The organism is Clostridioides sp. LIBA-6822 (genome assembly GCF_056688955.1).
This window is the reverse complement of record NZ_CP196995.1, coordinates 1282336-1308410: the sequence shown is the minus strand read 5'-3', so window position 1 is coordinate 1308410 and position 26075 is coordinate 1282336. Positions and strand designations below refer to the sequence as shown.

General features: G+C 28.7%; 28 protein-coding genes. All 28 read right to left on the bottom strand.

Annotated elements, in window-relative coordinates:
• Positions 1-12: 12 nt before the first annotated feature.
• Complete coding sequence (locus tag ACTG48_RS06330; protein ID WP_021383987.1) at positions 13-825, bottom strand: TlyA family RNA methyltransferase; 813 nt, start codon at positions 823-825, stop codon at positions 13-15.
• 132 nt (positions 826-957) lie between these two features.
• The gene (dxs, locus tag ACTG48_RS06325; protein ID WP_021383934.1) at positions 958-2823 is read right to left on the bottom strand and encodes a 1-deoxy-D-xylulose-5-phosphate synthase; all 1866 of its coding nucleotides are present in this window, start codon (positions 2821-2823) and stop codon (positions 958-960) included.
• Positions 2824-2856: 33 nt separating this feature from the next.
• A complete protein-coding gene (locus ACTG48_RS06320) occupies positions 2857-3294 on the bottom strand; it encodes a divergent PAP2 family protein (protein ID WP_021383959.1) in 438 nt (145 codons plus the stop codon).
• Between the two features lie 29 nt (positions 3295-3323).
• On the bottom strand, positions 3324-4211 hold the full coding sequence (locus tag ACTG48_RS06315) for a polyprenyl synthetase family protein (protein WP_021383981.1): 888 nt from the start codon (positions 4209-4211) through the stop codon (positions 3324-3326).
• Positions 4212-4213: 2 nt separating this feature from the next.
• On the bottom strand, positions 4214-4429 hold the full coding sequence (xseB, locus tag ACTG48_RS06310) for an exodeoxyribonuclease VII small subunit (RefSeq protein ID WP_003419178.1): 216 nt from the start codon (positions 4427-4429) through the stop codon (positions 4214-4216).
• Position 4430: 1 nt separating this feature from the next.
• The gene (xseA, locus tag ACTG48_RS06305) at positions 4431-5636 is read right to left on the bottom strand and encodes an exodeoxyribonuclease VII large subunit (protein ID WP_021383937.1); all 1206 of its coding nucleotides are present in this window, start codon (positions 5634-5636) and stop codon (positions 4431-4433) included.
• Positions 5633-6703: a Kae1-like domain-containing protein gene (locus tag ACTG48_RS06300; RefSeq protein WP_479918385.1), complete on the bottom strand. Its 1071-nt coding sequence runs from the start codon at positions 6701-6703 to the stop codon at positions 5633-5635. The genes xseA and ACTG48_RS06300 overlap by 4 nt, the downstream gene beginning before the upstream one ends.
• Positions 6687-7193 (bottom strand): transcription antitermination factor NusB, encoded by a 507-nt coding sequence (nusB, locus tag ACTG48_RS06295; protein ID WP_021383993.1) that lies wholly within the window; start codon positions 7191-7193, stop codon positions 6687-6689. Before nusB ends, ACTG48_RS06300 begins: the two co-directional genes overlap by 17 nt.
• Before the next feature lie 85 nt (positions 7194-7278).
• Positions 7279-7641, bottom strand: coding sequence for an Asp23/Gls24 family envelope stress response protein (locus ACTG48_RS06290; RefSeq protein ID WP_021383951.1), 363 nt, complete (start codon positions 7639-7641; stop codon positions 7279-7281).
• 109 nt (positions 7642-7750) lie between these two features.
• Complete coding sequence (locus ACTG48_RS06285) at positions 7751-8437, bottom strand: SpoIIIAH-like family protein (RefSeq protein ID WP_021383962.1); 687 nt, start codon at positions 8435-8437, stop codon at positions 7751-7753.
• Between the two features lie 26 nt (positions 8438-8463).
• Entirely contained in the window at positions 8464-9018 is a 555-nt protein-coding gene (locus ACTG48_RS06280) for a stage III sporulation protein AG (RefSeq protein WP_021383956.1), read from the bottom strand.
• 11 nt (positions 9019-9029) lie between these two features.
• A complete protein-coding gene (locus tag ACTG48_RS06275; protein WP_479918384.1) occupies positions 9030-9647 on the bottom strand; it encodes a stage III sporulation protein AF in 618 nt (205 codons plus the stop codon).
• Between the two features lie 55 nt (positions 9648-9702).
• Positions 9703-10908: a stage III sporulation protein AE gene (gene spoIIIAE / locus ACTG48_RS06270; RefSeq protein WP_021383990.1), complete on the bottom strand. Its 1206-nt coding sequence runs from the start codon at positions 10906-10908 to the stop codon at positions 9703-9705.
• A gap of 83 nt (positions 10909-10991) precedes the next feature.
• Positions 10992-11369 (bottom strand): stage III sporulation protein AD, encoded by a 378-nt coding sequence (gene spoIIIAD, locus ACTG48_RS06265; RefSeq protein WP_479918776.1) that lies wholly within the window; start codon positions 11367-11369, stop codon positions 10992-10994.
• Positions 11370-11393: 24 nt separating this feature from the next.
• Positions 11394-11591 (bottom strand): stage III sporulation protein AC, encoded by a 198-nt coding sequence (spoIIIAC, locus tag ACTG48_RS06260; RefSeq protein WP_009888937.1) that lies wholly within the window; start codon positions 11589-11591, stop codon positions 11394-11396.
• 17 nt (positions 11592-11608) lie between these two features.
• Complete coding sequence (locus ACTG48_RS06255; protein ID WP_479918383.1) at positions 11609-12130, bottom strand: stage III sporulation protein AB; 522 nt, start codon at positions 12128-12130, stop codon at positions 11609-11611.
• On the bottom strand, positions 12120-13088 hold the full coding sequence (spoIIIAA, locus tag ACTG48_RS06250; RefSeq protein ID WP_021383924.1) for a stage III sporulation protein AA: 969 nt from the start codon (positions 13086-13088) through the stop codon (positions 12120-12122). The genes ACTG48_RS06255 and spoIIIAA overlap by 11 nt, the downstream gene beginning before the upstream one ends.
• Positions 13089-13310: 222 nt before the next feature.
• The gene (locus tag ACTG48_RS06245) at positions 13311-15296 is read right to left on the bottom strand and encodes a fructose-1,6-bisphosphatase (protein ID WP_021383980.1); all 1986 of its coding nucleotides are present in this window, start codon (positions 15294-15296) and stop codon (positions 13311-13313) included.
• An 88-nt stretch (positions 15297-15384) separates the two neighbouring features.
• Positions 15385-15924: an N-acetyltransferase family protein gene (locus ACTG48_RS06240; RefSeq protein WP_479918382.1), complete on the bottom strand. Its 540-nt coding sequence runs from the start codon at positions 15922-15924 to the stop codon at positions 15385-15387.
• Positions 15925-16129: 205 nt separating this feature from the next.
• Positions 16130-17443, bottom strand: a complete 1314-nt coding sequence (locus tag ACTG48_RS06235; RefSeq protein ID WP_479918381.1) for an APC family permease — start codon at positions 17441-17443, stop codon at positions 16130-16132.
• Positions 17444-17464: 21 nt separating this feature from the next.
• Positions 17465-18190, bottom strand: a complete 726-nt coding sequence (locus ACTG48_RS06230) for a gamma-glutamyl-gamma-aminobutyrate hydrolase family protein (protein ID WP_479918380.1) — start codon at positions 18188-18190, stop codon at positions 17465-17467.
• Between the two features lie 35 nt (positions 18191-18225).
• The gene (locus ACTG48_RS06225) at positions 18226-18471 is read right to left on the bottom strand and encodes a TIGR03905 family TSCPD domain-containing protein (protein WP_021383974.1); all 246 of its coding nucleotides are present in this window, start codon (positions 18469-18471) and stop codon (positions 18226-18228) included.
• A 356-nt stretch (positions 18472-18827) separates the two neighbouring features.
• Positions 18828-20828: a sigma-54 interaction domain-containing protein gene (locus ACTG48_RS06220; RefSeq protein WP_479918379.1), complete on the bottom strand. Its 2001-nt coding sequence runs from the start codon at positions 20826-20828 to the stop codon at positions 18828-18830.
• 30 nt (positions 20829-20858) lie between these two features.
• Positions 20859-22577, bottom strand: a complete 1719-nt coding sequence (locus tag ACTG48_RS06215; RefSeq protein WP_479918378.1) for a tetratricopeptide repeat-containing diguanylate cyclase — start codon at positions 22575-22577, stop codon at positions 20859-20861.
• 232 nt (positions 22578-22809) lie between these two features.
• Complete coding sequence (gene fabF / locus ACTG48_RS06210) at positions 22810-24048, bottom strand: beta-ketoacyl-ACP synthase II (protein WP_021383994.1); 1239 nt, start codon at positions 24046-24048, stop codon at positions 22810-22812.
• Between the two features lie 28 nt (positions 24049-24076).
• Positions 24077-24301, bottom strand: a complete 225-nt coding sequence (acpP, locus tag ACTG48_RS06205; protein ID WP_003419132.1) for an acyl carrier protein — start codon at positions 24299-24301, stop codon at positions 24077-24079.
• Positions 24302-24364: 63 nt separating this feature from the next.
• Positions 24365-25114, bottom strand: a complete 750-nt coding sequence (gene fabG, locus ACTG48_RS06200) for a 3-oxoacyl-[acyl-carrier-protein] reductase (protein ID WP_021383965.1) — start codon at positions 25112-25114, stop codon at positions 24365-24367.
• A complete protein-coding gene (fabD, locus tag ACTG48_RS06195) occupies positions 25114-26064 on the bottom strand; it encodes an ACP S-malonyltransferase (RefSeq protein WP_021383967.1) in 951 nt (316 codons plus the stop codon). Before fabD ends, fabG begins: the two co-directional genes overlap by 1 nt.
• Positions 26065-26075 lie beyond the last annotated feature (11 nt).

The following is a 26075-nucleotide window of genomic DNA, read 5'->3' as shown; positions in this document are numbered from 1 at the left end:
CCCCCTTTTAGTCTATTTATCTAAATTATGAGAAGCCTCAACGACTTCTATTATTTTGTTATTGTGTATGTCACTATTAAACTCATAACCTTCATTACCATTTCTCAAATGAATTAAATATTCTATATTTCCTTCAGGACCCTTAATTGGAGAAAAGTCTAATCCTAAAATTTCAAATCCATTTTTAACCGAAAAGTCTGAAATCATTTTTATAACTTCTATATGTGTAGATTTTTCTCTAACTACACCTTTTTTACCTACTTTTTCTCTTCCTGCCTCAAATTGAGGTTTAATTAAAGCAACAATTTCTCCATCATGGCGTACTAACTCCTTAGCTTTTGGAAGTACTAGTTTTAATGATATAAAAGACACATCAATTGATGCAAAATCAGCAAACTGCTTTGTATCTTCTATTGTTACATTTCTTATATTGGTTCTTTCCATACACACAACTCTATCATCTTGTCTCAATTTCCAAGCAAGTTGACCATAACCAACATCTATAGAAAATACTTTTATTGCTCCGTTTTTGAGCATACAATCTGTAAAACCACCTGTAGATGCACCTATATCCATACATACCTTTCCATCAATAGTTAAATCAAAGTTTTTCATTGCTTTTTCAAGCTTTAAACCACCCCTACTTACATATGGTATTGGATTTCCTTTTACTTCTATATTACAGTCCTCTTTTACTTCTGTGCCAGCCTTATCACACCTTTGATTATCAACAAAAATTAGACCAGCCATTATTGCTTTTTTAGCTCTTTCTCTACTTTCAAAATGACCTTGTTCTACTAACAATAAATCTATTCTCTTTTTCATAAAATTACCTTTCTGTTAAAAGCTACTTTAATAATAACTAAAGTAGCTTTAAGTAACACACTTGATATTTATTCTAATTGATAAATTTTATATTTCATATCAGTCTTAATTTATAATATTTTCATTAGCTTTTTATTCAATAACTAACTTTCTTATTTTATCAGCAATACTCTCTGAGGATAATCCTACAAAATCATATAACTCATCTGCATTACCATGTTTTATAAATTCTTCTGGTATTGCTATATTGAGTATATTTATCTTATACTCATTATCTATAATAAACTTGTTTATTCTACTTCCAAACCCTCCAGTTACAACGTTGTCTTCTATTGTAACTACATTTTTGTGAGTCTTTAATAAAACATTCAACATATCTTCATCCATTGGCTTTAGGAATCTAGCATTAACTATTGTTGGATTTATTCCTTCTTTCAATAATATTTCTTTAGCACCCAAAGCATGTTTTACCATACTTCCAATAGAAAGTATAACTGTATCTTGTCCATCATCTAATACTTCATACTTTCCTAATACAAGTTCTTTATATTCTCCCTTGTCCAAGTAATAGCTATTTCCTCTTGGATATCTAATTGCTAATGGATAGTCTAATTTTAATGATAAATCCATCATAAGTTCCATCTCTCTTGTATCTTTTGGTGCCATTACTACAATATTTGGAATAGAATTCAAGTAACTTAAATCAAACATACCATGATGAGTTTCTCCATCATTTCCAACTAATCCAGCTCTATCTATAAGAAAAGTAACAGGCTTTTTAGTTATACATACATCATGAATAATTTGGTCATATGCTCTTTGCAAAAACGATGAATATACAGCAAAGTAAGGTTTCATACCATTTTTTGCAAGTCCTGCTGCAAACCCTGTTGCATGTTGTTCAGCTATACCAACATCATAATATCTTTTTGGGTATGCACTTTCAAATAAATTTAACCCAGTACCAGATGGCATCGCAGCTGTTATTGCTACTATATCTTCATTATCGCTAGCCATATCAACCAGTTTTTCTCCAACACTAGCTGACATAGACTTAACTTTTGAAGATGTAACACCTGTCTTTATATCAAATTTTGATACTCCATGATATTTATCAGGTTGCTCCTCCGCAAATCTGTACCCTTTTCCTTTTCTCGTAATTACGTGTAAAAGTACAGGCCCTTTTTTGTGTTTAGCCTTCCTCAATATATCTATTAATTCTTTAGTATTATGACCATCTATAGGACCATAATATTTTATACCTAATGAATCAAAAAATGAACAATCTTGAGGAGAAAAACTATACATCAACTTGTCTTTAAATCTATGTGCAGTTTTAGATAAAATTTCGCCTGTTGATGTAACGTTTAAAATTTTATCAACTTCATCTGTCATTTTTTCAACTGTTGAATTTCTTATAATACTTGACAGATATTTAGACATTCCACCAACATTTTTATCTATGGACATCTCATTATCATTAAGGATTACTATCATATTGGTATTGATATATCCCAATTGATTTAAAGCTTCAAGTGCCATACCTCCAGTTATAGAACCATCTCCAATCACAGATATAACACTGTAATTTTCTTTTTTTATATCTCTAGCACAGGCAATACCTGTAGCTACAGAAATAGATGTACTGCTATGTCCTGTGTCAAAAATATCATGAGGACTTTCACTCTCCTTTGGAAAACCACTTAGTCCATTAAATTGTCTCAAAGATATAAAACAATCTTTTCTTCCAGTAACTATTTTATGAACATAAGATTGATGTCCTACATCCCATACGATTTTATCTTTAGGACTGTCAAACACTTTATGAAGAGCTAATGTTAACTCAACTACTCCTAAATTAGAAGCTAAGTGTCCACCTGTCTTAGAAACAGATTTTACTAAAAATTTTCTTATATCTTTTGCAAGTAAATCCATTTCTTCTATGCTCATATTTTTTATATCCTTTGGAGAATTTACTTTATCTAAATATTTATACATATTATCCTCACCTTTGTTTTGTAAATTTTAAATTTACATCAATATTAAAGCTGTTACTATTCCGAGTAAAGCTCCAAACCAAACTTCTAGTGGTGTGTGACCTATTAATTCTTTTAATTTCTTCTGCTCTATATGCTTTCCATGCTGTATATCTGCTACTATTTGATTTAATATAATAGCTTGTTTACCTACAGCCCGTCTAACACCTGCTGCATCATACATTATAATCAAGGCAAGCACAGTAATTATAGCAAAATCAGTAGAATTAAACCCTTTTTCAATACCTACCACTGTAGCTAAACTTGTAACAAAAGAACTATGGGAACTAGGCATACCTCCTGAAATAAGTATTCTTGATAACTCAATTCTTTTTTCCTTACCAGTAAATATTTTTATAAATTGTGCCAAGAAACAAGCAATCAGACTTATTCCCAAAGCCCCATTGTTAAAAATCTCCGAAAAAAAGTCCATTTTTCCCTCCTCGATTTTAGCTGTATATTTTAGTATTCCCTATCTATTATATATTCAGCCAATCCCTTTAAAAAATCTACATCGTCAGATAATTTTTCTATACTTTTCTTTGCTTCATCAATCAAATTATATGCAATTTCTTTAGATTTATCTAAACCTAAAAGTGATGGGTACGTTGACTTGTGATTTTCTATATCACTTCCAACTTTTTTTCCTAACTTCGCTTCATCTCCCACTATATCTAGTATATCATCTACTATCTGGAATGATAATCCGATATTTTTTGCATATTTAGTTATTTCTTCCATCTGTTCTGAATTTGCTCCACCTATAATAGCTCCTGCTCTCATACAGCCCACCATCATTGCAGCAGTTTTATTCATATGTATATAATCTAATTTTTCTTTTTCAATTTGTTTATTTTCACTTTCTACATCTACTACCTGACCGCCTATCATTCCATATATACCAGCACCTTTAGCAATTTCATTTATAGCTTTTAAGTATTTTTCTGGATTTTCTTTATTGATTGAACCTGAAAGCATAACTTCAAAAGCATAATTTAGTAGAGCATCCCCTGCTAAAATACCCATAGCTTCTCCGTATACTTTATGATTTGTTGGTCTTCCTCTTCTTAAATCATCATTGTCAAGAGCTGGTAAATCATCATGTATTAGAGAATATGTATGTATCATTTCAATTGCCACAGCAAAAGGAATAGCTTCTTCTTCATTACCTCCAACTATTTTACAAGCTTCTAATGTAAGTATTGGTCTTAATCTCTTACCTCCAGCACTTAAACTGTAGTTCATAGCTTCAATAACAGTTTTTTGATATCCTTCTTCTTTAGGCATATATTCTTTAAGTACATTTTCTATAAAACTTGCTTTTTCTTTCAGACATTGTTTAAATTCCAATTTTACTCCTCCTCGATTTTAAAATCTTCTTCTATTCCTAATTGATTAAATTTACTTATTTTCAATTTAGCATCATCTAAAAGCTTATTACAATGTTTATAAAGGCTTATACCTTCTTCATACAAGCTCAAAGATTCATCTAAGCTAGCATTTTTAGATTCTAACTCGTTTAAAATACTCTCCAATCTTTTATAAGCTTCTTCATAGGTTAAATTCATACTATACCTCTTTATTTTCAATTTTATCTATCATACATTCTAAATTTCCATCTTTTAATACTATATCTATCATATCTTTTGTTTTTAATCCATTTATACTGTTTATTACTTTTCCATCTTTCTGGGCTATACTATAACCTCTATCCATAGTAGCTAGTGGACTTAAATTATGAAGTAAAGCTCCAATCTTTATTAGTTTCTCTTCTTCCAATTTCAAATTATTTTCTATTCCAAAAATTATTTTATCATATATTTTATCTAATTGTATAACTTTATCTTTTATTGTATAAGAATCTAAATAGTTATTTATCTTGTTAAACGCTGACTCTAGCTTGTATTGGTCTAGTTCAATTTGATTTGTAAGAGACTTACTCATTCTACTTTTTATATTTCCAAGCTTGTAATTTATATCATCTAATGATGGAGTAGCAATCTCTGCTGCTGCTGATGGTGTTGGTGCTCTCATATCAGCTACAAAATCACAAATAGTAAAATCAGTTTCATGCCCAACTGCTGATATTATTGGAATCTGAGAATTAAAAACCTCTCTTGCTACCATTTCATCATTAAAAGACCAAAGCTCTTCTATTGACCCACCACCTCTACCAATTATAAGTGTATCAACATTCTTCATATGATTAAAAAATCTAATTGCTTCACATATTTCTTCTGCTGATTTATCTCCTTGAACTGTTACTGGATAAAGCTTTATATTAATTTTAGGGTATCTTCTTTTTATAACATTTATTATATCTCTTATAACAGCACCTGTTGGAGATGTTATAACTCCAATTGATTTTGGCATTTTAGGTATAGGTATCTTGTATTTTGAGTCAAATAGCCCTTCTTTATTAAGTTTTTCTTTTAATCTATTGAATTCTATGTGTAAATTTCCTATTCCCTCTATTTCAATTTGGTTAATGTATAATTGATACGCACCATCTCTCTCATAGACTGATATATATCCACTAGCTATAACTTTCACACCATTGTCCAATTTTAGATTACGATTAAAATTGCTTTTAAAAATTACACAGTTTAACTTTGATGATTCATCTTTAAGTGATAAATACACATTCCCACTACTATGAACCTTAAAATTAGAAATTTCTCCCTTAACCTTAAGATTAGAAAGTATTGGGTCGTTTATTAAAATTCTTTTAATATATGAATTTGCTTCACTTATATCTAAAGCTCTTAGTTTCATACTCTTTCTCCTAAAAAGTTATTCAATCCTATTATAGCACACCCAACAGCATTATCAGTTGAATATTGTGGCTCTGTAAAATGAGCTTCTATATGTTTTTTTCTTAATTTTAGACTTAATTCTTTGAGAATATACTTACTTGCAGAAACTCCACCTGCAAAAACTACTTCATTTATATTATAAGTTTCACATAAATACACTAAAGATTTAAACATATTTCTAACTACTGAATCTAATACTAATTTAGATACATATTCTTTTTGATTGGTATTATCTCTATTATCCTCTATAATCTTATTTACCTGATTTTCTAATCCAGATAAATTCATATATCCATCTCTCACAGAAGTTTTTAGACCACTTTCTATTTTAAGATTATAATTTAAAGCATTTTCATCTAAATATTTTCCTGAAGGAAATTTATATCCTAACTTAACTCCTACTCTATCTATAAGTTGACCAAAACTAATATCTTTACTTCCTCCAATTATATCTATATTATATCCAAAATTATTGCATAACTTACTTTTATCATCTTTTTTATTACTTATTTTGGTAATTGCATCTAAGTTATTATCCCATATATTATAATTACTATCCAATTTGCTTATTAAAAGTATCTCTGTAGTGCCACCAGACATGTGAACAGAAATAAATCTATTATTATTTTTTAATTTACTATTTAATAAACTTGCTTCAATGTGATTTTCTTGATGAGTAGTCTCATAAAATCTACAACCATACATGCTTGATAATAACTTTCCAAAATTATATCCTACATTAAATACAGGCATATATGAGTTTTCAACTGGTCTAGGTCTTATAGATGAACAGACACCTTCTACATTAAACTTACCTTTAAATGATTTTATTCTATCACTGAGAAGTCCTAAATTATTTACATGCTGGAATACAGCTTCACTCTGTCTTAGACCTTTGGTATTTTCTTTTACTTCCAACATTATTTTTTCATTAAAGATAACTTTCTTATCTAAAGAGATAGCTGCTATAGAAGTAGTATAGCAGCTAGTATCAATTCCAATTATTATATTATTTCCCGATTTCATCAACAACACTTCCCAATATACCATTTATAAACTTAGGAGACTTATCATCACAATATATCTTTGCAAGTTCTACAGCTTCATTTATTGATACTTTATTAGGAGTATCCAAATAAGCTATTTCACATACAGATAATCTAAGTATAGACACATCTACCTTTGGCATTCTATCTACTGTCCAGTTTTTAGCATGCTTATTTATTAACTCATCTATCTTATCATGATTTTCTTTTAGTTCTTTGCATACTCTGTTTATATACTTTCTGTCTATAACATCTTCAAGCTTAATATCTTCTAATTTTAAATTTGCATTATTTGAATACTGAAGTGCAAGTTCTTCATATCTATTTATAATATGCTCCGAATTATCTTTTAAAAAAGTATCTACTTTATCTTCTAAAGCCTCAAAATCTTCTTTATTAATATTTATCTGGTATATAAGTTTCATTATATATTCTCTTGTTGTACTCTTTTGTGCCCTATCTTTTTTCATCAATCAAAATTCTCCTTTAAGTTTAATTATCTATATAAAAATCAGATGCCAACAAAAAACCCTCTGACTTTTCAGAGGGCTAATATTAATTTTTCTTAGTTGCTTTTGCTTCTTCTTTATCAACTTTATCTTTCTTAAAGCTGATTCCTTGAATGTGTATATTTACTTGAGAAACCTTCAGTCCTGTCATTGTCTCAACAGTATTTTTTACATTTTCTTGAACTTTAAAAGCTGTATCTGGTATTGACATTCCATATTTTATCATAACCATTACATCTAAATTAACATCCTCTTCTTCTATTTGTATTTTTACTCCATTATTTTTTAACAACTTATCTGTTAATGTTGCTGTAGTTTCTATGCCTTCAACTTCTAATGCTGCTAAACCAGCTATTGTAGCTATTACATCATTAGATATTTTTACTTGTCCAAACTTATTATCTTCCATATTAAAACTTACCTCCTGATTTTAAGGAACTATTTTTATAAGTATAATAATACCAAATACAAGTCTACTTTGCAAGAAAATAACCTCAGTTAATTCTGAGGTTTATTTTTTACTTTTTATTATTATTTGTAAGTTTAATATTTTCATACTTTACATTCGCTTGTTCTGCAACTAAGTCAAATATTTTTGCTGCATCTTTCTTATCTAATTTAGCTTCATTTACTACTACATTAACTTTGCTATCACTTATATAAACTAATGCTTCTTCATATCCTTTTGTACTCAAGAGATTTTCTATTTGAAGTTCTTTTTCTTGAATTTTAACTATATTTAATTTCATATTAGAAGCTTCTTTTCTAGATTCTTCTGTTGTAGATGGATTATTTATCATTTCATTTAAATCTTGAACTAATTCATTTCTTTGCTTTTCTCTATTCATTTTCATATCCAAAATATAAGATGCTTTTTTCATATTTTTCTCAGATGATAGTTGAGCTTTTATTTCTTTGCTTGTTTCAGTTGCCTTTTCTTTTATTTTACTAGTTTTACTATCGACTATGTCAATATCAGCACTTTCCTTTCCATCTTGTTTATTTACATTACTAGAATCCTCTGTTTTACTACTATCGCTATCATCAGTATTTTTCTGTAATTGCGCTTCTTCATATGCCTTAAACTCTTTTGATGTTTCTAATAAAGACTTCTTACTCAATTGATAATTCACTGTTCCTACTACAACTAACATTGCAGTTAAAGTTATTATTACAAATCCTCTTCCCTTATAATTAAACTTCATTCATTTATCCCCCCGGTTATATGTATTTATTTAGAATATATTTCTACTTGATGTCCAGCTACTTGTAATGATGTTTGTACTGCACTATAAAGTGTTTCTTTCACACTTGGGTCATTAGCTCCACTTGCTACTACTATCACTCCCTTTATCTTTGGCTCTGTAGTTTTTATAACTACAGGGTCACTTGAATTTGAAGTTATCATTGTTTTATTTTCACTAGAAGTCGTAACTGTTCTTTCTCCTCCTTGTGCATCTTTTTCCTCTGTTGTTTCTGTTGTATTATTTGAATTAAAAGCAGGTTGTATTTCTTCACTTGATTCAAATGTAACCATTACATCAACATCCCCTGCTCCATCAATTTTAGATAGTATTGTTGTTAGTTTTGATTCTAAATCATCTTTTTCCTGTTCTTTAGTAACTTGTTTTTCAGTACTTTTGTTAGCTTCTGTTTTTTCAGCTTCTTTATTGTTTTTGCTACTCGGAAAACAAGATAATAATACTAATGACACCACACATATTCCAGCTATAGTTATTAGTGAATATACCTTTCTCTTATCTTTGTCATTCAAGTTTTTCAACATTCTCCCAACTCCTATTTATCAATTTGTATATCTTCTATAGAAACATCAAGCACCTTTATTAAGTCATTTTTTAATTTTTTTTCATTTAGGTTCAGTCCATATTCTGCACCTTTTTTAAAGACTTGTTTAGAATTTTCTTTGTCATTAGAGTTTATGTTTTCTCCATTATTTTTAGTACTATTATTTTTATTTTCTTCATCAATACTGCCATCACTTTTTGTACTATCATTTTTTTCTTTTATTCTTATATTATTTATATTTGCTCCATTAAGCTCTATATCTTCTAAATCATAACCATATTCGTCAAGTTTTAATTTAAGCACTTCTTTTAAACCGTCCTCATATCCCTTAGATAAGCTATTGTTCCCAGTTTCTTTTGCTAAAGCATTTGTACTATCTACATATTGTTTGTTGTAGTTGCCCATAGACTTCAAGATTCTATCTTCTAAGCTCATATCTTTTGAAAAAAATCCTACTACTGGAGTTATTACAATAAATACAAACATAAAGTTTAAAACTAAGTTGACATAAGGTTTTATCTTAGAACTCGGTAAAATCATATCTACTATATTTACTATAAATGCTCCTATTAAAACACTAACAATCCATGCCTTTATGCCCTCTAACATAGCACCCTCCTCTCTACAAACTTTCGATTCAATGTAATCATTTTTTATTGATATATTATCCTTGACTTACGACACTTATCGAGGTCAAGATAGCTACAGTTACAAAGAACATTACTGTTATGGCAATTACTGATGCTAGCATTATTATCATTAAATTTGCAACTTCATTTAAAAAATTAGATATTCCATCTTCTCCTACTGGTTCTACAATTATTGAGGCTAATTTGTATACTACTATAACGGATAAAATTTTTATAACTGGAAGTAAACAAATTCCAACAAGTAATATAAGCCCTATTCCTCCAAATATATTTTTTATAAGTTGAGATGAAGATAATAAAATATCCACAGAATCAGATACAAATCCACCAACAACAGGAATAAAATTACCTATAGCAAATTTAGCAGTCTTTACACTGAATTTATCAAAACTAGTTACATACAATCCTTGTATGGATACAAGCCCTAAATAAATAGTAAACATAGCTCCAATAGAAACATAATTTATTTGTTTTACAAAGGAGAAAAATCTCTTTAACCTTATATTTTTTGATAAATTGTTTATTATTAAAATTCCAAACGCAACAGTAATTGATACAAATAAAAAATTTTTAAAAAATACATTTATAAATGTTACTCCTCCTATAAAGATAGGATTCAAAGTAGTAGATGTTATTGGGAATCCAATTAAAAGTAAAAATGTTATCAATATTGGCATTATAACCTGCATGAGACCTACAGTATGGTCTATTGCATCATAGCAAATTTGTAATACATCTTTAAATCCAACAAGTGTGAGTGATACCATTGTGATAAATATTATATATGTTGCTATTTGACTTACTGCACCTGATGAAAAAGAGTTCTCTAGACTTTTTAAAATAGATGATAATAAAGCCAGTACCAAAATTACTGCTACTACCTTTAAACTCGCTTTAAATTCGTCAAACATCAATATCTTCAATCCATCTTTATTGAATAAATCTAAGATATTTTTTTTGCCACTAATTAAATCTTTTACAAACGATTTTAAATTAACATCATTAATAACTATTTCTTTATTTATATAATCTTGAATTTCATTTATATCTAGCTTGTCTAACTGACCATCTATATATTTATCTATACTATTTTTTGTTTCACCATATTCTTTATCTTCACTACTTGGTACTTCGTTAGCAAATATCATAATAGCAAAAATATTTATAAAAAAGAAAGTAAATACAAAACCTATAATCATTGGTAAAAATCTTTTTTTCATAAGCAACCATGCCTCTCTTCACTCTATAAACCTCAATACAACGAATCTCTCTAATATACCTATAGTTATATTAAGATACATAACTATGGAATTATGCTAACTACCATTTCTACAATGGATAGAAGTATAGGGAAAGACATTGACATAACTATTATTTTTCCTCCAAATTCTAGCTTTGAAGCAATGTTTCCTTCCCCACAATCTTTACAAAGTTGTATTGCAAATTCCATTAAATATGCTATCCCAATTAATTTTATTATTAATGATATATACATGGTCGGGATATTAGCTTTATTAGCTAAATCTTGTATACTATCTACTATAAAGTTCAACTTAAACATAACTGATAATAGTATTATTACTCCAGTTATTATCGCTATGAAGTTTGCTATCTCTGGTCTATCTTTTTTAATTACTAAACAGAGTGTAGTTGAAATGATTGCAATTCCTATTAATTGCATTATTTCCAAATTACTCCCTCCTCTTTAGTAAAGTTGAAACATTGTTCTTACAGTATTAAATAAGTCACTTATTTCTGTTATTACCATACCCAATACGATTATTACACCTGCTAATGTAGTAAGTCCTGCCCAGTCTTTTCTATCTGTCTTTTCCAATATCATATTCAATACTGATATTAGAATTCCAACACCTGCAACCTTTAATATCAATGATATCTCCATAATAAACCTCCCCATATTTAAATCAATATAATACATATACCTATGCCTATAAATGTGACTAATTTTTTATACAATACACCTTTTTTGTTTATATCTTCTTTTGTCTCATAGGTCTGTTTTTTCAAATTTTCTATAGATAAATCTATCATTCTTTGTTGTGACTCTATGTCACTTTTACCTAAAGTAAGTATTAAATTTTTTAACTCCTCGATTTCTTTATTACCTAGATAAGTTTCTTTGTTTAAAATATCAAGATTTTCTGATATTATCATTTCCAAAGTTTTGCCTTGTTCATTGTGAAGTTCTTCTGATATTTGAAGAAAAAACTTCCAAAAACAAAACTCTTTATTTTCACCTATCCTCTTAAAAATCTCTTCCAATGTATAAAGTCCAAAAGACAAGTCCATCCTTAATATTTCTAAAACTCTTATTAAATCATTCAATTGTTTATGTCTACGAGTATAAGTCTTGTAGATGTGTTCACCTATCAAATAACTACTTCCTATTAAAAGAGCTATAATAATTATCTTAATTTGCAAAATACCATCTCTTTTCTTCTAAATCATAAATTTTTTCAATTGTCCCTGCACCTCTTTTGGCAGAAAGAATTATAACTTTTTTAAATAATTCTTTATCTAGAAGCCTATTTAATTCTTTTCTATTTTGTATATCTTCTATTGAATCTCCATGTACAGTAGTTATTAATCCTATACCTCCATTTAATGCTGTATATAATGCCTTTATTTCTTTTTCGCTTCCAATCTCATCTGTCACAATAACATTTGGTGACATAGACCTTAAAAGCATTGTAATCCCCAAGTCTTTTGGGCAAGTTTCTATTATATCAGTCCTTATTCCAACATCCATTTGTGGAACACCTAGATAAGCACCTGCTATCTCATTACGCTCATCCACTAGAGCCACTTTTAAACCTTTAAATCCATAATCCTCATTTCCATTGCTTAAATTTCTTACTATATCTCTTATTAAAGTTGTTTTTCCACATTGAGGTGGCGATATTATCAAAGTATTATTAATCTGATTTTTTCCATTTATGATATGACTTAAAATCTTGTTTGAACATCCAACGATTTCTCTCGATACTCTTATATTTAAAGATGATATATGCTTTATATTTTTGACTTGTCCATCTTCTACTATTGCTTTCCCAACTAACCCTACTCTATGCCCTCCTCTCAAAGTTATAAATCCTTTTTTTATATCATCCATAAATGAATGTATCGAATATTTACATATTATTTGAAAAGTTTGCTCTACATCTTCTCTTGTCACTACATATGAGTTTTGTTGATTTAAATCGAGTGTCATAGTTTTTTGATTATAAAAATAATCTTTAGAGTTTGCATTTAGTATCAATGGTTTTTGTGAACGTAACCTAATTTCTTCTATATTTAGATTATTATTTGAGATTTTTTCTACCTTTTCTCTTATAGTTGTAGAAAGAGAGTTTATAATTTCATCAGAAAGTTTATTCATTTCTTGTCCTCCTCCTTTGTTTATATAATTCTATTTATAAAGGACAAGGAATATTACCAAAACATATATATTTTTTAAAATAATATTTATCAATAAAAAAAAGTAAACCCATTTATTTAGGATTCACTTATTAAGTAAGCTCTATTAAATTACTATTATTAACCTTTATGGTATATTACTCAATAAAAAAGACACTTCAATTATGAAGTGTCTCTATAATATCTACATTTCTTTTATTAGGCCTTTTTTATAAGCCATTAAAAGTAGTTTTAAATCTTCTATTTCTTCCTGTATTTTTACTCCTTCATCAGTATCCCTTACCATTTTTCTCTTTGCCTTATGCTCTACTACAACAGTTGTCGATAAAATATCGCTTTCATTTGCAATAGCTTCTTCAGCAGAATTAAATGGTTCATGTGATACTAATTGTAGAGTTCTAGAATTATATATCAAAGTATATCCAGCTATACCAGTAGTTTTTTGATACGCTCTAGAAAAACCACCATCTATAACAAGAATTTTACCATTAGCTTTTATTGGACTCTCTCCGTTTTTACTTTCCACAGGAACATGACCATTTATTATATGTGATTCATCAAGTTCTAAATCAAATTCTTCAAATATTCTTTTACAAGCCATCTCATTTTCTCTAAGCTTAAAATATGGGTTCTTATTTTCTTTATGAGTCTCTTTTTCTGCTATAAAGTATCTTTCAAATGTAGTCATATCATCTTTACCAAATAATGAGGAACATTTTCCAGTCCATAAATACCACATAATATCCATACCATATAACTTTTCTTCTGCTTTATCTTTAAAGAAAAAGCCTTCTCTTGCTAGAGATTCCATTTTGTCCATAAGAGCCTTACCTTTATACTCTTTTCCCATTATATTCATAGACATAAAACTTCCATCCTCATTTAATGGTACACATCCATGAATCAGTAAGTTCAAATTCGCCTTTAAATATATACTTCCTTTAGAAAATAAAAATGAAACATGTTTTTGTAGTTTTTCACTACCTCTAAATGAGGATACTAATTTATCAATAACATTTTTTTCTTCTATTGTTAATTTATATGGGTCCTTTTTGTCTATTGTAGGCAAATAAGTATCTTTTAATTTATATGTCTTTCCATTTAAAGTAATTGTACCTTCATCATAGTTTATCATATTAAGCAAAAGTCTATGTTCCATCTCAAATTCAGGTCTTCTCCTTATAACTTCACCTTCAAGTTTAAACTGGATTATACTTATTGCCTTGTGCATCTTAGCCATCAAAGACTTTTCTGTTATTGTTACACTTTGGTCATTAATCTTTGGAATAAATTCTTTACAAGGGTCATCCTTATACATCTCTATAGCAAAAGTAGCTAAAGGTAATAGATTTATTCCATATATGTCTTCTACAATATCTAAATTAGCATATCTAGCTGATATCCTAAGAGCATTTGCTATACAAGTTTTTTCACCTGACGCTGCACCCATCCATAATATATCATGATTTCCCCATTGAATATCTACACAATGATGTTCAATAAGTTTATCGACAATTATATCTGGTCTTGGACCTCTATCATAAATATCTCCTATTACATGCAATCTATCGACAACTAATTTTTGTATAACTGTAGAAATAGCAATTATAAACTCTTTAGCTATACCTATGTTTACTATTGTTTCAACTATACTTTTATAGTATTCTTCTTTATGTTCACTTTTGACATGCTCATGTAAAACTTCTTCTATTATGTATTTAAAATTTTCTGGCAAAAGTTTTCTAACTTTGGACCTAGTATATTTGCTAGAAGCATACTTACAAAGTTCTATAAGTCTATAAATATTTATTCTATAAAAATCATCTATATTTTCCTCTTGCTTAATTATTAGGTCTAACTTTTGTTCAGGATAATATACAAGAGTTGCTAACATCTTTTTTTCGCTGTCCCTTATTGTGTTTGAAAATAATTCTTCTATTTTTCTCTTTATTACACCAGAACCATTTTTTAATACGTGTACGAATGGCTCATATTCCCCATGTACATCTGTTATAAAATGTTCTGTTCCCTTTGGAAGATTTAATATAGCCTCTAAATTTATTATTTCTGTACTTGCTTTTGATATACTTGGATATTGTTTTGATAATAACTTTAAATACTTCAGTTTGCTGTTTAAATAATCATCTGATATTTTACACAGATTTTTCATAATTCGTCCTCCAAAATTATATTAAGTTATATTCTTTTTTAATTATACCATACTTAATATACTTTTTTCGAGATAAAATGTACACTAATTATATTCCTAATAAAAGTGACATTCCTACTAAATCTGTATAAACACCATTATAGTAACATTCTTTCTTTAATATACTCTCTACTTCAAACCCAACCTTTTTGTATAGTCCTATAGCATTATGATTTTCTTCATTAGTTACAAGAGTTATTTTCTTAGTTATTCCATTTGATTTACACCATTCTATAAGGTCTAACATAAGTCTTTTTCCTAATCCAATTCCCCAATATTTTTCTTTTACAACAATCCCTAATACTCCAACATGCTTTCCTTTTGCTTTTTGATTAGAATCAATTGTCGCAATACCAACTATCTCATTATCTATAAATGCAATCAATTTCACTGAATTATCAGACGCTTTTGCTGCCTCTATAGTGTTTTCTTGTTCCTCTAAAGATACTTTATATTCGTCTTTTCCAAATGAGAGAAAATGAGTTTCTCCACCCACTTCATTATAGAAATCTATAATGTTTTGAGCATCTTCTTTTACTCCCTCTCTAATAAGTATGTCCACACCATTTTTTAAAGTTATTGTTGGCATAAATTTACCTCCTAACAAGTTTTTTATCTATAAACATAATACTATTGTTTTTAACCTATTACAATATTTTTCATGTATTAATAACAATATAAGGTTACACTAAAATAAAAAATCAATAATATTTTAATATAACCTTATATATACTTATTTATATTTAATTTTCTGCCAATATCCAACCTTATTTCAATTTGTTTTTATAATGCAATTAAACTATTTTCTTTAATTGTTCACCATAAACTTTTCTATTATAAGACTTCATTATAAAGTATAGTGGTACTCCAATTGCCAATGCTCCTAATCCCATAATTAACTGATGCATAGATGCTTGGAATAATAACCATGTCCCAACACATACCGCAATTAAAGGAATCACTGCTCCAAATGGAGTTTTAAAAGTACCTACTAATTCTGGTCTTTTCTTTCTAAATACTAATACTGATAAAGATGTTGGTATATACTGTATAAATCTAGCAACTGCACTTATTGCCGCTAATTCAGCAAAGCTTCCAGATAAGGCTATTGGTATAGTAATTATCATAGTAGCTATTATTGCTACATATGGTGTCCCTTTTTTGTCTTTTCTTGCAAATATTCTAGGTAACATTTTATCATCAGCCAAAGCTACACAACTTCTTGGATTTACGAAAGCACCACACATACAAATTCCACCCACAGAAACTAATGTCCCAAAAGTTACCAATCCTGCACCCATATTTCCAAAACATATTCTTGCAGCGTCTGCAACCGGTGTAGATGTACTAGATAATGAATCTCCTAGTATACCAACACATACAACTTGATTTAATATGTATATTATTGATGCAATTACTATTACACTTATAATTGCTATTGGTATATTCTTTTTAGGATTCTCCATATCTTCTGCTGCAACTGCTATAGATTCAAATCCTGTAAATGAATAAAACATTAAAAGTGCTGCTGCTCCAAACTCTGTTACTCCAGCTCCTGGAGGTACCATTGTTGAAGTAGTAAAATTAACTCCTTTTATAAAAAATATACCTATTCCTATAAATAATATTAATGGAATCAGTTTACCTACAGTTATAACATTTTGTACAATTTTTGATAAGGATACACCTAATAAGTTTATAATTGTAAGACCAACTATCATAGTTACAATTATAATTTTTTGTATATAAGGGTCACCTGCTGGAGCCCATACTGCTGACAATGATGTAGGAAAACCTACTATTAATGCCCCCCAAGAGATACATCCTATTACCCATTTCATAAGACCTACTTCAAAACCACAAAAATCTCCAAAAGCTTCTTTAGTATATACATAGGCAGCACCATTTTTGTTAAATTTACCTGCTACCTCAGCAAAACAAAATGCCATGGATAAAACCAACAACATATCAAACATATATACAAATATACTTGCTACACCAAATGATTTCATTGCATCTCCTGGTAATAGGAAAACTCCAGCTCCTACAACTGCGTTAATACCTAAAAGTATAATACTTATTAATCCCATTTTATTCTTTTCGTTCATGTTCAATCCCCCCAAGGTATATTATAAATTTGAACAAATATTTATAAAATATTTAAATAGTTTTTCCATTTTATTACAGTGGTCTATCATCATTTCTGGATGCCACTGTACACCTACTACAAAATTTTCATCCTCTTTCTGAATAGCTTCTATTATACCATCTTTTGAATATGCTATAGCTTTTAATCTTTTTCCAAGCTGATTAACACTTTGATGGTGATAACTATTTGTAAGTAATTGTTTTCCTAAGATTCCTTCTAAAATACTACCTTCTTTAACATCTACTTTATGAGTAGCTACATGTCTTTTTGAAGATTGTGTATGTTTTATATAACTTCCTTCTACAAGATTATTATCTTGATATAAAGTTCCTCCTAAGCTTACATTTAAGATTTGTAAGCCCCTGCATATACCTAATATAGGTTTTTTAAGTTCTAATGCTATACTTATAGCAATTAAATCAAACTCATCAACTTCTGGGTATATAAATGTCGTTTCTTCTCTTGTTTCTTCACCATACAATTGAGGATTGACATCCCATCCCCCAGATATTAAAACTCCATCAACCATCTCAATCTGTTTTTTTATAACTTCTTTATCTGTATTTACTGGAATAATAACTGGACTACCTCCACCTTTTAGTACTGCATTTATATAGTCATTATTTACATATGACCTTTCAAGACCTGGAAACATTCCATTTTCCATTATTATTAAATTTCCTAAAATCCCTATTATTGGTTTCATAATCAAGCTCCTAACTAATCGATTGTTGTATGTATTTATTTTATATTTATATAATTTTCCAATGCTAGAGAAAGTTGGTCTGGACAAGATGTTGGCTTTGTCTTACATTCAATTCCTTTTAATTTTTTAATTACATCTTCTATATTCATACCTTCAACTAATACTTTTAATCCTTTTAAATTTCCATCACATCCACCAATAAAATTTACATTTGTAACTTTATTCTCTTTTACCTCGAATTCAATTTCTGTAGCACAAGTCCCTGTTGTTTTGTATTTCATAATTAAACCTCCTAATTATTTTGTCGTCTTATCCCTATAATTAGCAATATACATGCCAAGATTTATAATTATTTATATTTATTTTTTATCTAGCATTTTCAGTGCTTTTGTAGACTGCAGTTTTTATTGTTTATCTTATATACAATCTTTTTGAAAATAAAAATAGGTAATGGGTTATTTTATAATAACCCATTACCTATCTAAACCTATTTTTTTAACCTATTAATATTTAATTTAAAACATTTGAAATATATGCTATTCTCTCCATTATAATATAATCTGAATTTTATAAGTATAAAAGTTTACACTTATTTAAATATTTATGTTCAAAATATCTTATTTTAATATCAGTACACTTAAGTCATTTTATTGTAAAGATTTATACCTTCTGAAGTTATTTGACTTCCAAATCTACCAGATTTAGATGATATGTATCCACACTCACTTAAATAAGATAATACCTTTCTAACTTTACTTTCAGAAATCTCAATCCCTTCATCTGTAAGTCTTTCAATTATAAATCCTCTTCCAACTCCAGAAGCTGATTCTCTTCTTTCATATAGAACTCTTAATATATCCTCAAATTCTTTTTTTGTATAACCAAATCCATCTTCATAATTAGCAACATATTCTGTCTTTATATATGGTGGTAAGTCCTCTTTAAAAACCATATTATCACACATTAGACTTACATAAGAAGCAACATTTTGTAACTCCCTTATATTTCCTGGCCAATTATATTTTTCTAAGATAGTTACAACTTCAGGTGAAAGCCTTATATTATGTTTTAAAAAGAAATTCATAAGTGTTATTATATCTTCTTTTCTATTTTTTAATGATGGTACATCTATTGGCAATACATTCAGTCTATAATATAAATCCTCTCTGAATTTTCCTTCTCTAATCATCTTTGGCAAATTTTTATTTGTTGCTGCTATAACTCTAACATCTATATTTACAACATTATGAGAACCTATAGGCATAACCTGCTTCTCTTGAAGTACTCTGAGTAACTTTGTTTGCAGCAATGGAGGCATATCTCCTATTTCATCTAGAAATATGGTTCCATTGTTTGCAAGTTCAAATAACCCTTTTTTTCCTTCTCTTAAAGCTCCTGTAAAAGAGCCTTTCTCATATCCAAACAACTGACTTTCTAATAGGCTATCTGGAACTGCTGCACAATTAACTGCTATAAATGGTTGATTGCTTCTATTAGAGTCATTATGAATTGATTGGGATAGCAATTCTTTCCCAGTACCACTTTCTCCTATTATTAACACAGAAAGGTCTGATTTAGATATTTTTTTAGCCAATTCTATGCACTTTATCATATTTTTATTTTTAGTTTTTATATCTTTAAATGTATACTTAGCTATTTGTCCTTGTTCTCTCAATTTATTAGTAAGATTTTGTTCTAACTTTTTTATATATGTTATTTCTTGTAAATTATAATATATACCAGCTTTATTCCCCATAGAAAATATATTTTTTTTATTTACATTTATATATTTTTTATTTGTAAATACAACTTCATCAACTATTTCTTTGTCTTCAAGTAAAATATTTAAATCTTTAGATATAACTTCCTCTATGTTTTTACTTTGTGGGTTTTCATTTATACCTAAAATCTTTAAAGCTTCTTTATTAAAAGTATTTATAACACCATCTGCTGAAGTAAATATTATTCCATCTTTTGATAAATTTAATATAACATCTTGTTCCTCCATTTTTAGAAACAATTGTCTATAATTATCTTTGACTCCGTTATCTAGACTTATTAAACGTTCAGAATATGCCATTAAGTTTTTACGTATTTCCTTAACATCAATTCTAAGTCCATTTATTATTTCTATAAAAGTAGATATATCAATATATCTATTCCCAAGGTCTATTACTTTACTTATATAACTTGGTACTTTTTCTTTTACTCCAGGTGTTATAGCTATATCTATATTTTTATAAATTTTTCCTTCAATATATGGAGTAAACTTTAAATTTTTTACTCCTATCTTGTAAAACAAACTTATTGTTTCTAAGGTAGTTTCTTTTGTATCATTTACAACTAATACTTCTGTTCCATTTGGGATTGAAAATAATCCATAGATTTCATTTTCTTTAAGAGTCCTTCTTACTACTATAATCTTACTATCTTGTACTAAATGTTTTCTCATGCTATTTAATCTATCATCAGTCATTACCAATACAAAGTCACCTTGTATTTTATCATCCTCTTTTAAATTGTCTAAATAGTAATGGTTTATATCAATGTAATCACCCAAAACCAAACGTATATTTTCTTCTAAAAAAGATGATAATTTGGTTATTTTATCAGTTACTATAGCTATTGATTGTTTCATACTTATACCTCTTATTTATATAACATATAATTACTTATATACTACTTTATTTCTACCAAGTTGTTTTGCTTTGTATAAATTTTTGTCAGCTTCTTCTAGTACATTCTTACTGTCAGAAATATGAGCTATACCTGCACTTATAGTCACAGTTACATCTTCACCCCATTTTTTATTTGCAATTGCAATTCTTATATTGTCAATTATATTTACTACTTCTTCACCAGATTTATTTCTTATTAGTACAGAAAACTCCTCGCCTCCATACCTAAATACTTTATCTTCTTGCTCCAACATGACACAAATAGTATTTGTTATCCCCTTTATGACAACATCACCAAATTTATGTCCATAATTATCATTTATAAGTTTAAAGTTGTCAATATCTATCATTACAAGTGCAAAATTATCATCTTTATCTCTATATTTTTCATACATAATATCGAAACTTTTTCGATTATAAACATTTGTAAGCCCATCATGTAAGTTTTGTGCTTTAAAATACTTCAGTCTATTATATAAAAAAGTAGACCCTAATATAGCAATTGTAATTACTGTAAATAATATTTTGTAATATTTGATTTCTTTCTTAGTTTTCTCAAATAATGCACTTTCATTTGATACTTTGTCAATTATATAAAAACTAGTCTCTGAGTCTCTTATCCTTTTGTTCTCTTTGTATTCACTTATCAGTATCTTTTGGTACTTATTTACAGCATTTACATTTCCTTGTTTTTCATATATATTTAATATTTTGTTTAAAATTCTTATTTTTTCTTGAATTAACTTTCTTTTATTAGATATCTCTAAGCTTTTTTTATAATTATCTATTGCAGAAGTATAATTTTCATTTTTATATTCTAAATTTCCCATTGCCATATAATAATACATATCTTTATCTAATATATAGACTGATTTGTCAGATTTTATAAGATAATCAGCTCTTTCTAAAAAAGTTCTTGCCTTTGGCATATCATTTTTTCCTACATATGCATTTGCCTGCATTATAGAAGCCATTATCTCAAAATCGTTGTAATTATCTATCTTTACAAATTTTTTATAGTCTTCTACTCTGCCACTCGTTTCAATAGCTTTATCATATTCTCCCAGCTCTACATATATTTCTGATAAATTTATAAGAGCATATAATCTAACCATTCCATTTTTTTCGCCTTCATCAATATCTATATTAAAAGAATCTCTTATTAATTTCTCTCCTGTTTCATAGCCACCTACCTTTAAAAGTATGCTCGCCAAATCAACATCTAGCCTTGCTTTTTCATAATTGTCCTCTAATTTTTCAGCCAATTTTATAGACTTTACAGTTAAATCTACGGCTTTAGAATAATTATTATCCATTATGTACACTGATGCTAATCTTTTTTCTATATTAAATCTACTCTCATCAGATAATTTTTCATCTGACATTCTCATCTTCTCCAATGAATCAATAACTATCTTCGTTCCTCCTGGAACAGATGAAATAGTTTTTAACATGTCCCATACTTCATTATATACTTTATTGTATTTTTTTTCTGGTATAGCTTCAAAAGACGTTTTAACCAATTTTTTTGCTTCATCATACTTCTTATCTGAAACAAGACTTTCAGACATATATTTCTCCTTATTTATAATTTCTCTTTCTTTCAGCCCATTTTGGTCGTACTTTATAAACAAAATAATACTAATAAGTATTACACCTATAAAAATTATACTTTTTAATAATCTTTTATTTGGTAGTCTAAAATTCAAAATTTTAGTCCTCCTTCTGTATATTGTAGAATGAAAACTCGCATATATATAAATAACCTCTTAATACTTAATAATACAATATATCAAAATGATTTACAACATATGCTAGAATTAAATCTTAATAAAAAATCCCCTAAAATAATTTAGGGGACTTTGAATTTAAGTCAATGTAAATTTAAAAGTTAAAACAAGTACTTGTTTTTTAATTTCAAATTTAATATTTATGATTTATTTATACATATTTTTTTAGTACAATTGTAGCATTGTGCCCACCAAATCCTAAAGAATTTGATAGTGCATATCTAACATTTTTTTCTTTACCTTTATTTGGAACATAATCTAAATCCAAATCTTCACCAACTTCTTGTACATTTATAGTTGGAGGTACAAAACTATCCTCTATACTCATAGCACAAACAACAGCTTCTATAGCACCTGATGCCCCTAATAAATGTCCAGTCATAGATTTTGTTGATGATACACATAAATCATATGCCTTTTCTCCAAATACAGTTTTTATAGCCATAGTTTCGTACAAGTCATTGTAATAAGTTGAAGTTCCATGAGCATTTATATAATCTACTTCTTCTAATGGAACATTTCCATCTTTCAAAGCCATATTCATAGACCTAGCTGCTCCTTCTCCATTCTCAGCTGGAGTTGTCATATGATATGCATCAGCAGTTAAACCATATCCAACTACTTCTGCATATATCTTAGCACCTCTTGCTAAAGCATGTTCCAAGTCTTCTAGGATAACAATACCTGCTCCTTCTCCCATTACAAATCCATCTCTATCTTTATCAAATGGTCGTGATGCAGTTTTAGGGTCATCATTTCTAGTCGACATAGCTTTCATATTACAGAATCCAGCAAATGCAAGACCTGTTACAGCAGCTTCAGAACCTCCTGCCACCATAATATCTGCATCACCTCTTTGTATAACCTTAAAAGCATCACCTATTGAATGAGTCCCTGATGCACAAGCTGTACATACATTAGTGTTAGGTCCTTTTGCTCCTAAAAATATTGAAACTTGACCAGCTGCCATATTACCTATCATCATAGGTACAAAAAGAGAGCTTACTCTTTTGTTTCCTTTTTCTAAAAGAATTTTATGTTGAGTTTCTATTGCTTCAACTCCACCTATTCCAGAACCTATTATAACACCAACACGTTCTCTATTAACTTTATCTAAATCAAGATTTGCATCTTCAACTGCTAATTTTGCAGATACTATTGCAAATTGAGCAAATTTGTCTAATCTTTTCAGTTCTTTTTTGCTTATATATTCTTCTGGGTGAAAATTCTTAACTTCTCCTGCTATCTGAGTTTGATATGTGCTAGCATCGAAATTAGTTATTTTATCTATACCAGATACTCCAGATTTTATATTGCTCCAGAACTCATCTTTTCCCGTTCCCAACGGCGTAACACATCCAAGTCCTGTTATTACTACTCTTTTATTCATCGGATACCTCCACTTTTTTAAAGCTCGACTATTTATTAGCTTCTATATACTTAACTATATCTCCTATAGATTTGAAGTTTTCTGCTTCTGTATCTGGTATTTCTATACCAAATTCATCTTCAAGTGCCATTATTATTTCTACTGCATCTAATGAGTCAGCTTCTAAATCTTTCATTAATGATGTTTCCATAGTTATTTCTTTATCTTCTACTCCTAATTGCTCTATTATTATTTCTACAACTTTATTAAACATTGTGTACCTCCTAAGATTTTTTATTTTAATAGATTTCTCTACTTTTTAAATTATTATTTTTTATTATTGCATTACCATTCCGCCATCTACATTTATCACTTGTCCTGTTATATAACTTGACATGTCACTAACTAAAAATGCTACAGCATTTGCTACATCTTCTGGTTTACCATAAGATTTTTTTGGTATATTTGCAAGTGTTGATTCTTTTACATCATCACTTAATACTTTAGTCATATCTGTTTCTATAAATCCAGGTGCTACTGCATTTATATTTATATTTCTTGATGCCAATTCTCTTGCAGAAGCTTTTGTAAATCCAATTACACCAGCTTTTGATGCACAATAATTAGTTTGTCCTGGGTTACCCATAATTCCAACTACTGAAGTCATATTAATTATTCTTCCATACTTCTTTTTCATCATAGGTTTAGTAACTGCTTTTGTACAATTAAAGACACCTTTTAAGTTTATATCTATGACTCTATCAAAATCTTCTTCTTTCATTCTCATAAGCAAAGCATCTTTAGTTATACCTGCATTATTAACCAATATATCAACTTTTCCAAATTCTTTTACAACAGAATCTATCATTTGATTTACTTCATCAGATTTAGACACATCACATTTTATAGAAGTACATTTTACACCCATTCCTTCTATTTCATTTTTAGTTTTTAGTGCTTCATCTTCTTTAGAAGTATAATTGATTACTACATCAGCCCCAAAAGATGCTAGTTTTTTTGCTATTTCTTTTCCTATGCCTCTAGAGCCACCAGTAACAACTGCTACTTGTCCTGTAAGATTTATCATTATATCTCTCCATTTCTATAATTTTGTACAAATTCATTAAGAGAATCTATACCATCTATATTATAAATATTCACACTTGCTTTTTTGTTAGAAGCTATCTTCTTGATAAATGCTTTTAAAGTTTTTCCAGGTCCCATTTCTATAAAAGTATCATATCCATCGTTTAAAAGTCTCTCTATAGAATCTTCCCAAAGAACAGATGAACTTACTTGTTTTATAAGTAGTTCTTTCCCTTCATTTTTATAGTAATCTGCATTTACATTTGCTACTACATCAATTTTAGGTTTAGTGATGTTAACTTTCTCCAACTCACTGCCTAACTTTACTCCTGCTTCTTTTAGCATTGATGAGTGAAAAGGTCCACTTACATTTAATTTAACAGCTCTTTTTGCTCCTGCTTCTTTGCATCTTACCATTGCCTCTTCTATCTTTTCATTTTCACCAGATATAACTATTTGACCAGGAGAATTGTAATTTGCTACTTCTACAATACCTCCTTGTATATCTTTAACTACATTTTCTAATATACTTCTATCTAGTCCTAAAATTGCTGCCATAGCTCCAACACCTGTTGGAACTGTATCCTGCATAAATTTACCTCTTTTTTTGACTAAGCATACAGCATCTTTAAAATCAATTGCATCTGCTGCAACTAATGCACTATACTCTCCTAAAGATAAACCTAAACATGCACTATATTTTAAATCTATTTGAGCTTGTACTGCTTTTAATACCGCTACACTATGTGTAACCATAGCAGGTTGAGTATTTTCAGTTTTAGAAAGTTCTTCTTCATTGCCTTCAAACATAAGTTTTTTTAAGTCCATTTTTAAGGCTTCACAAGCCTCATCTATTACATTTTTAGCAACATCATTATTTTCGTATAAATCCTTGGCCATACCTACATATTGAGCTCCTTGACCAGGAAATACTAGTGCAACTTTTCCCATCTTGCTCCTCC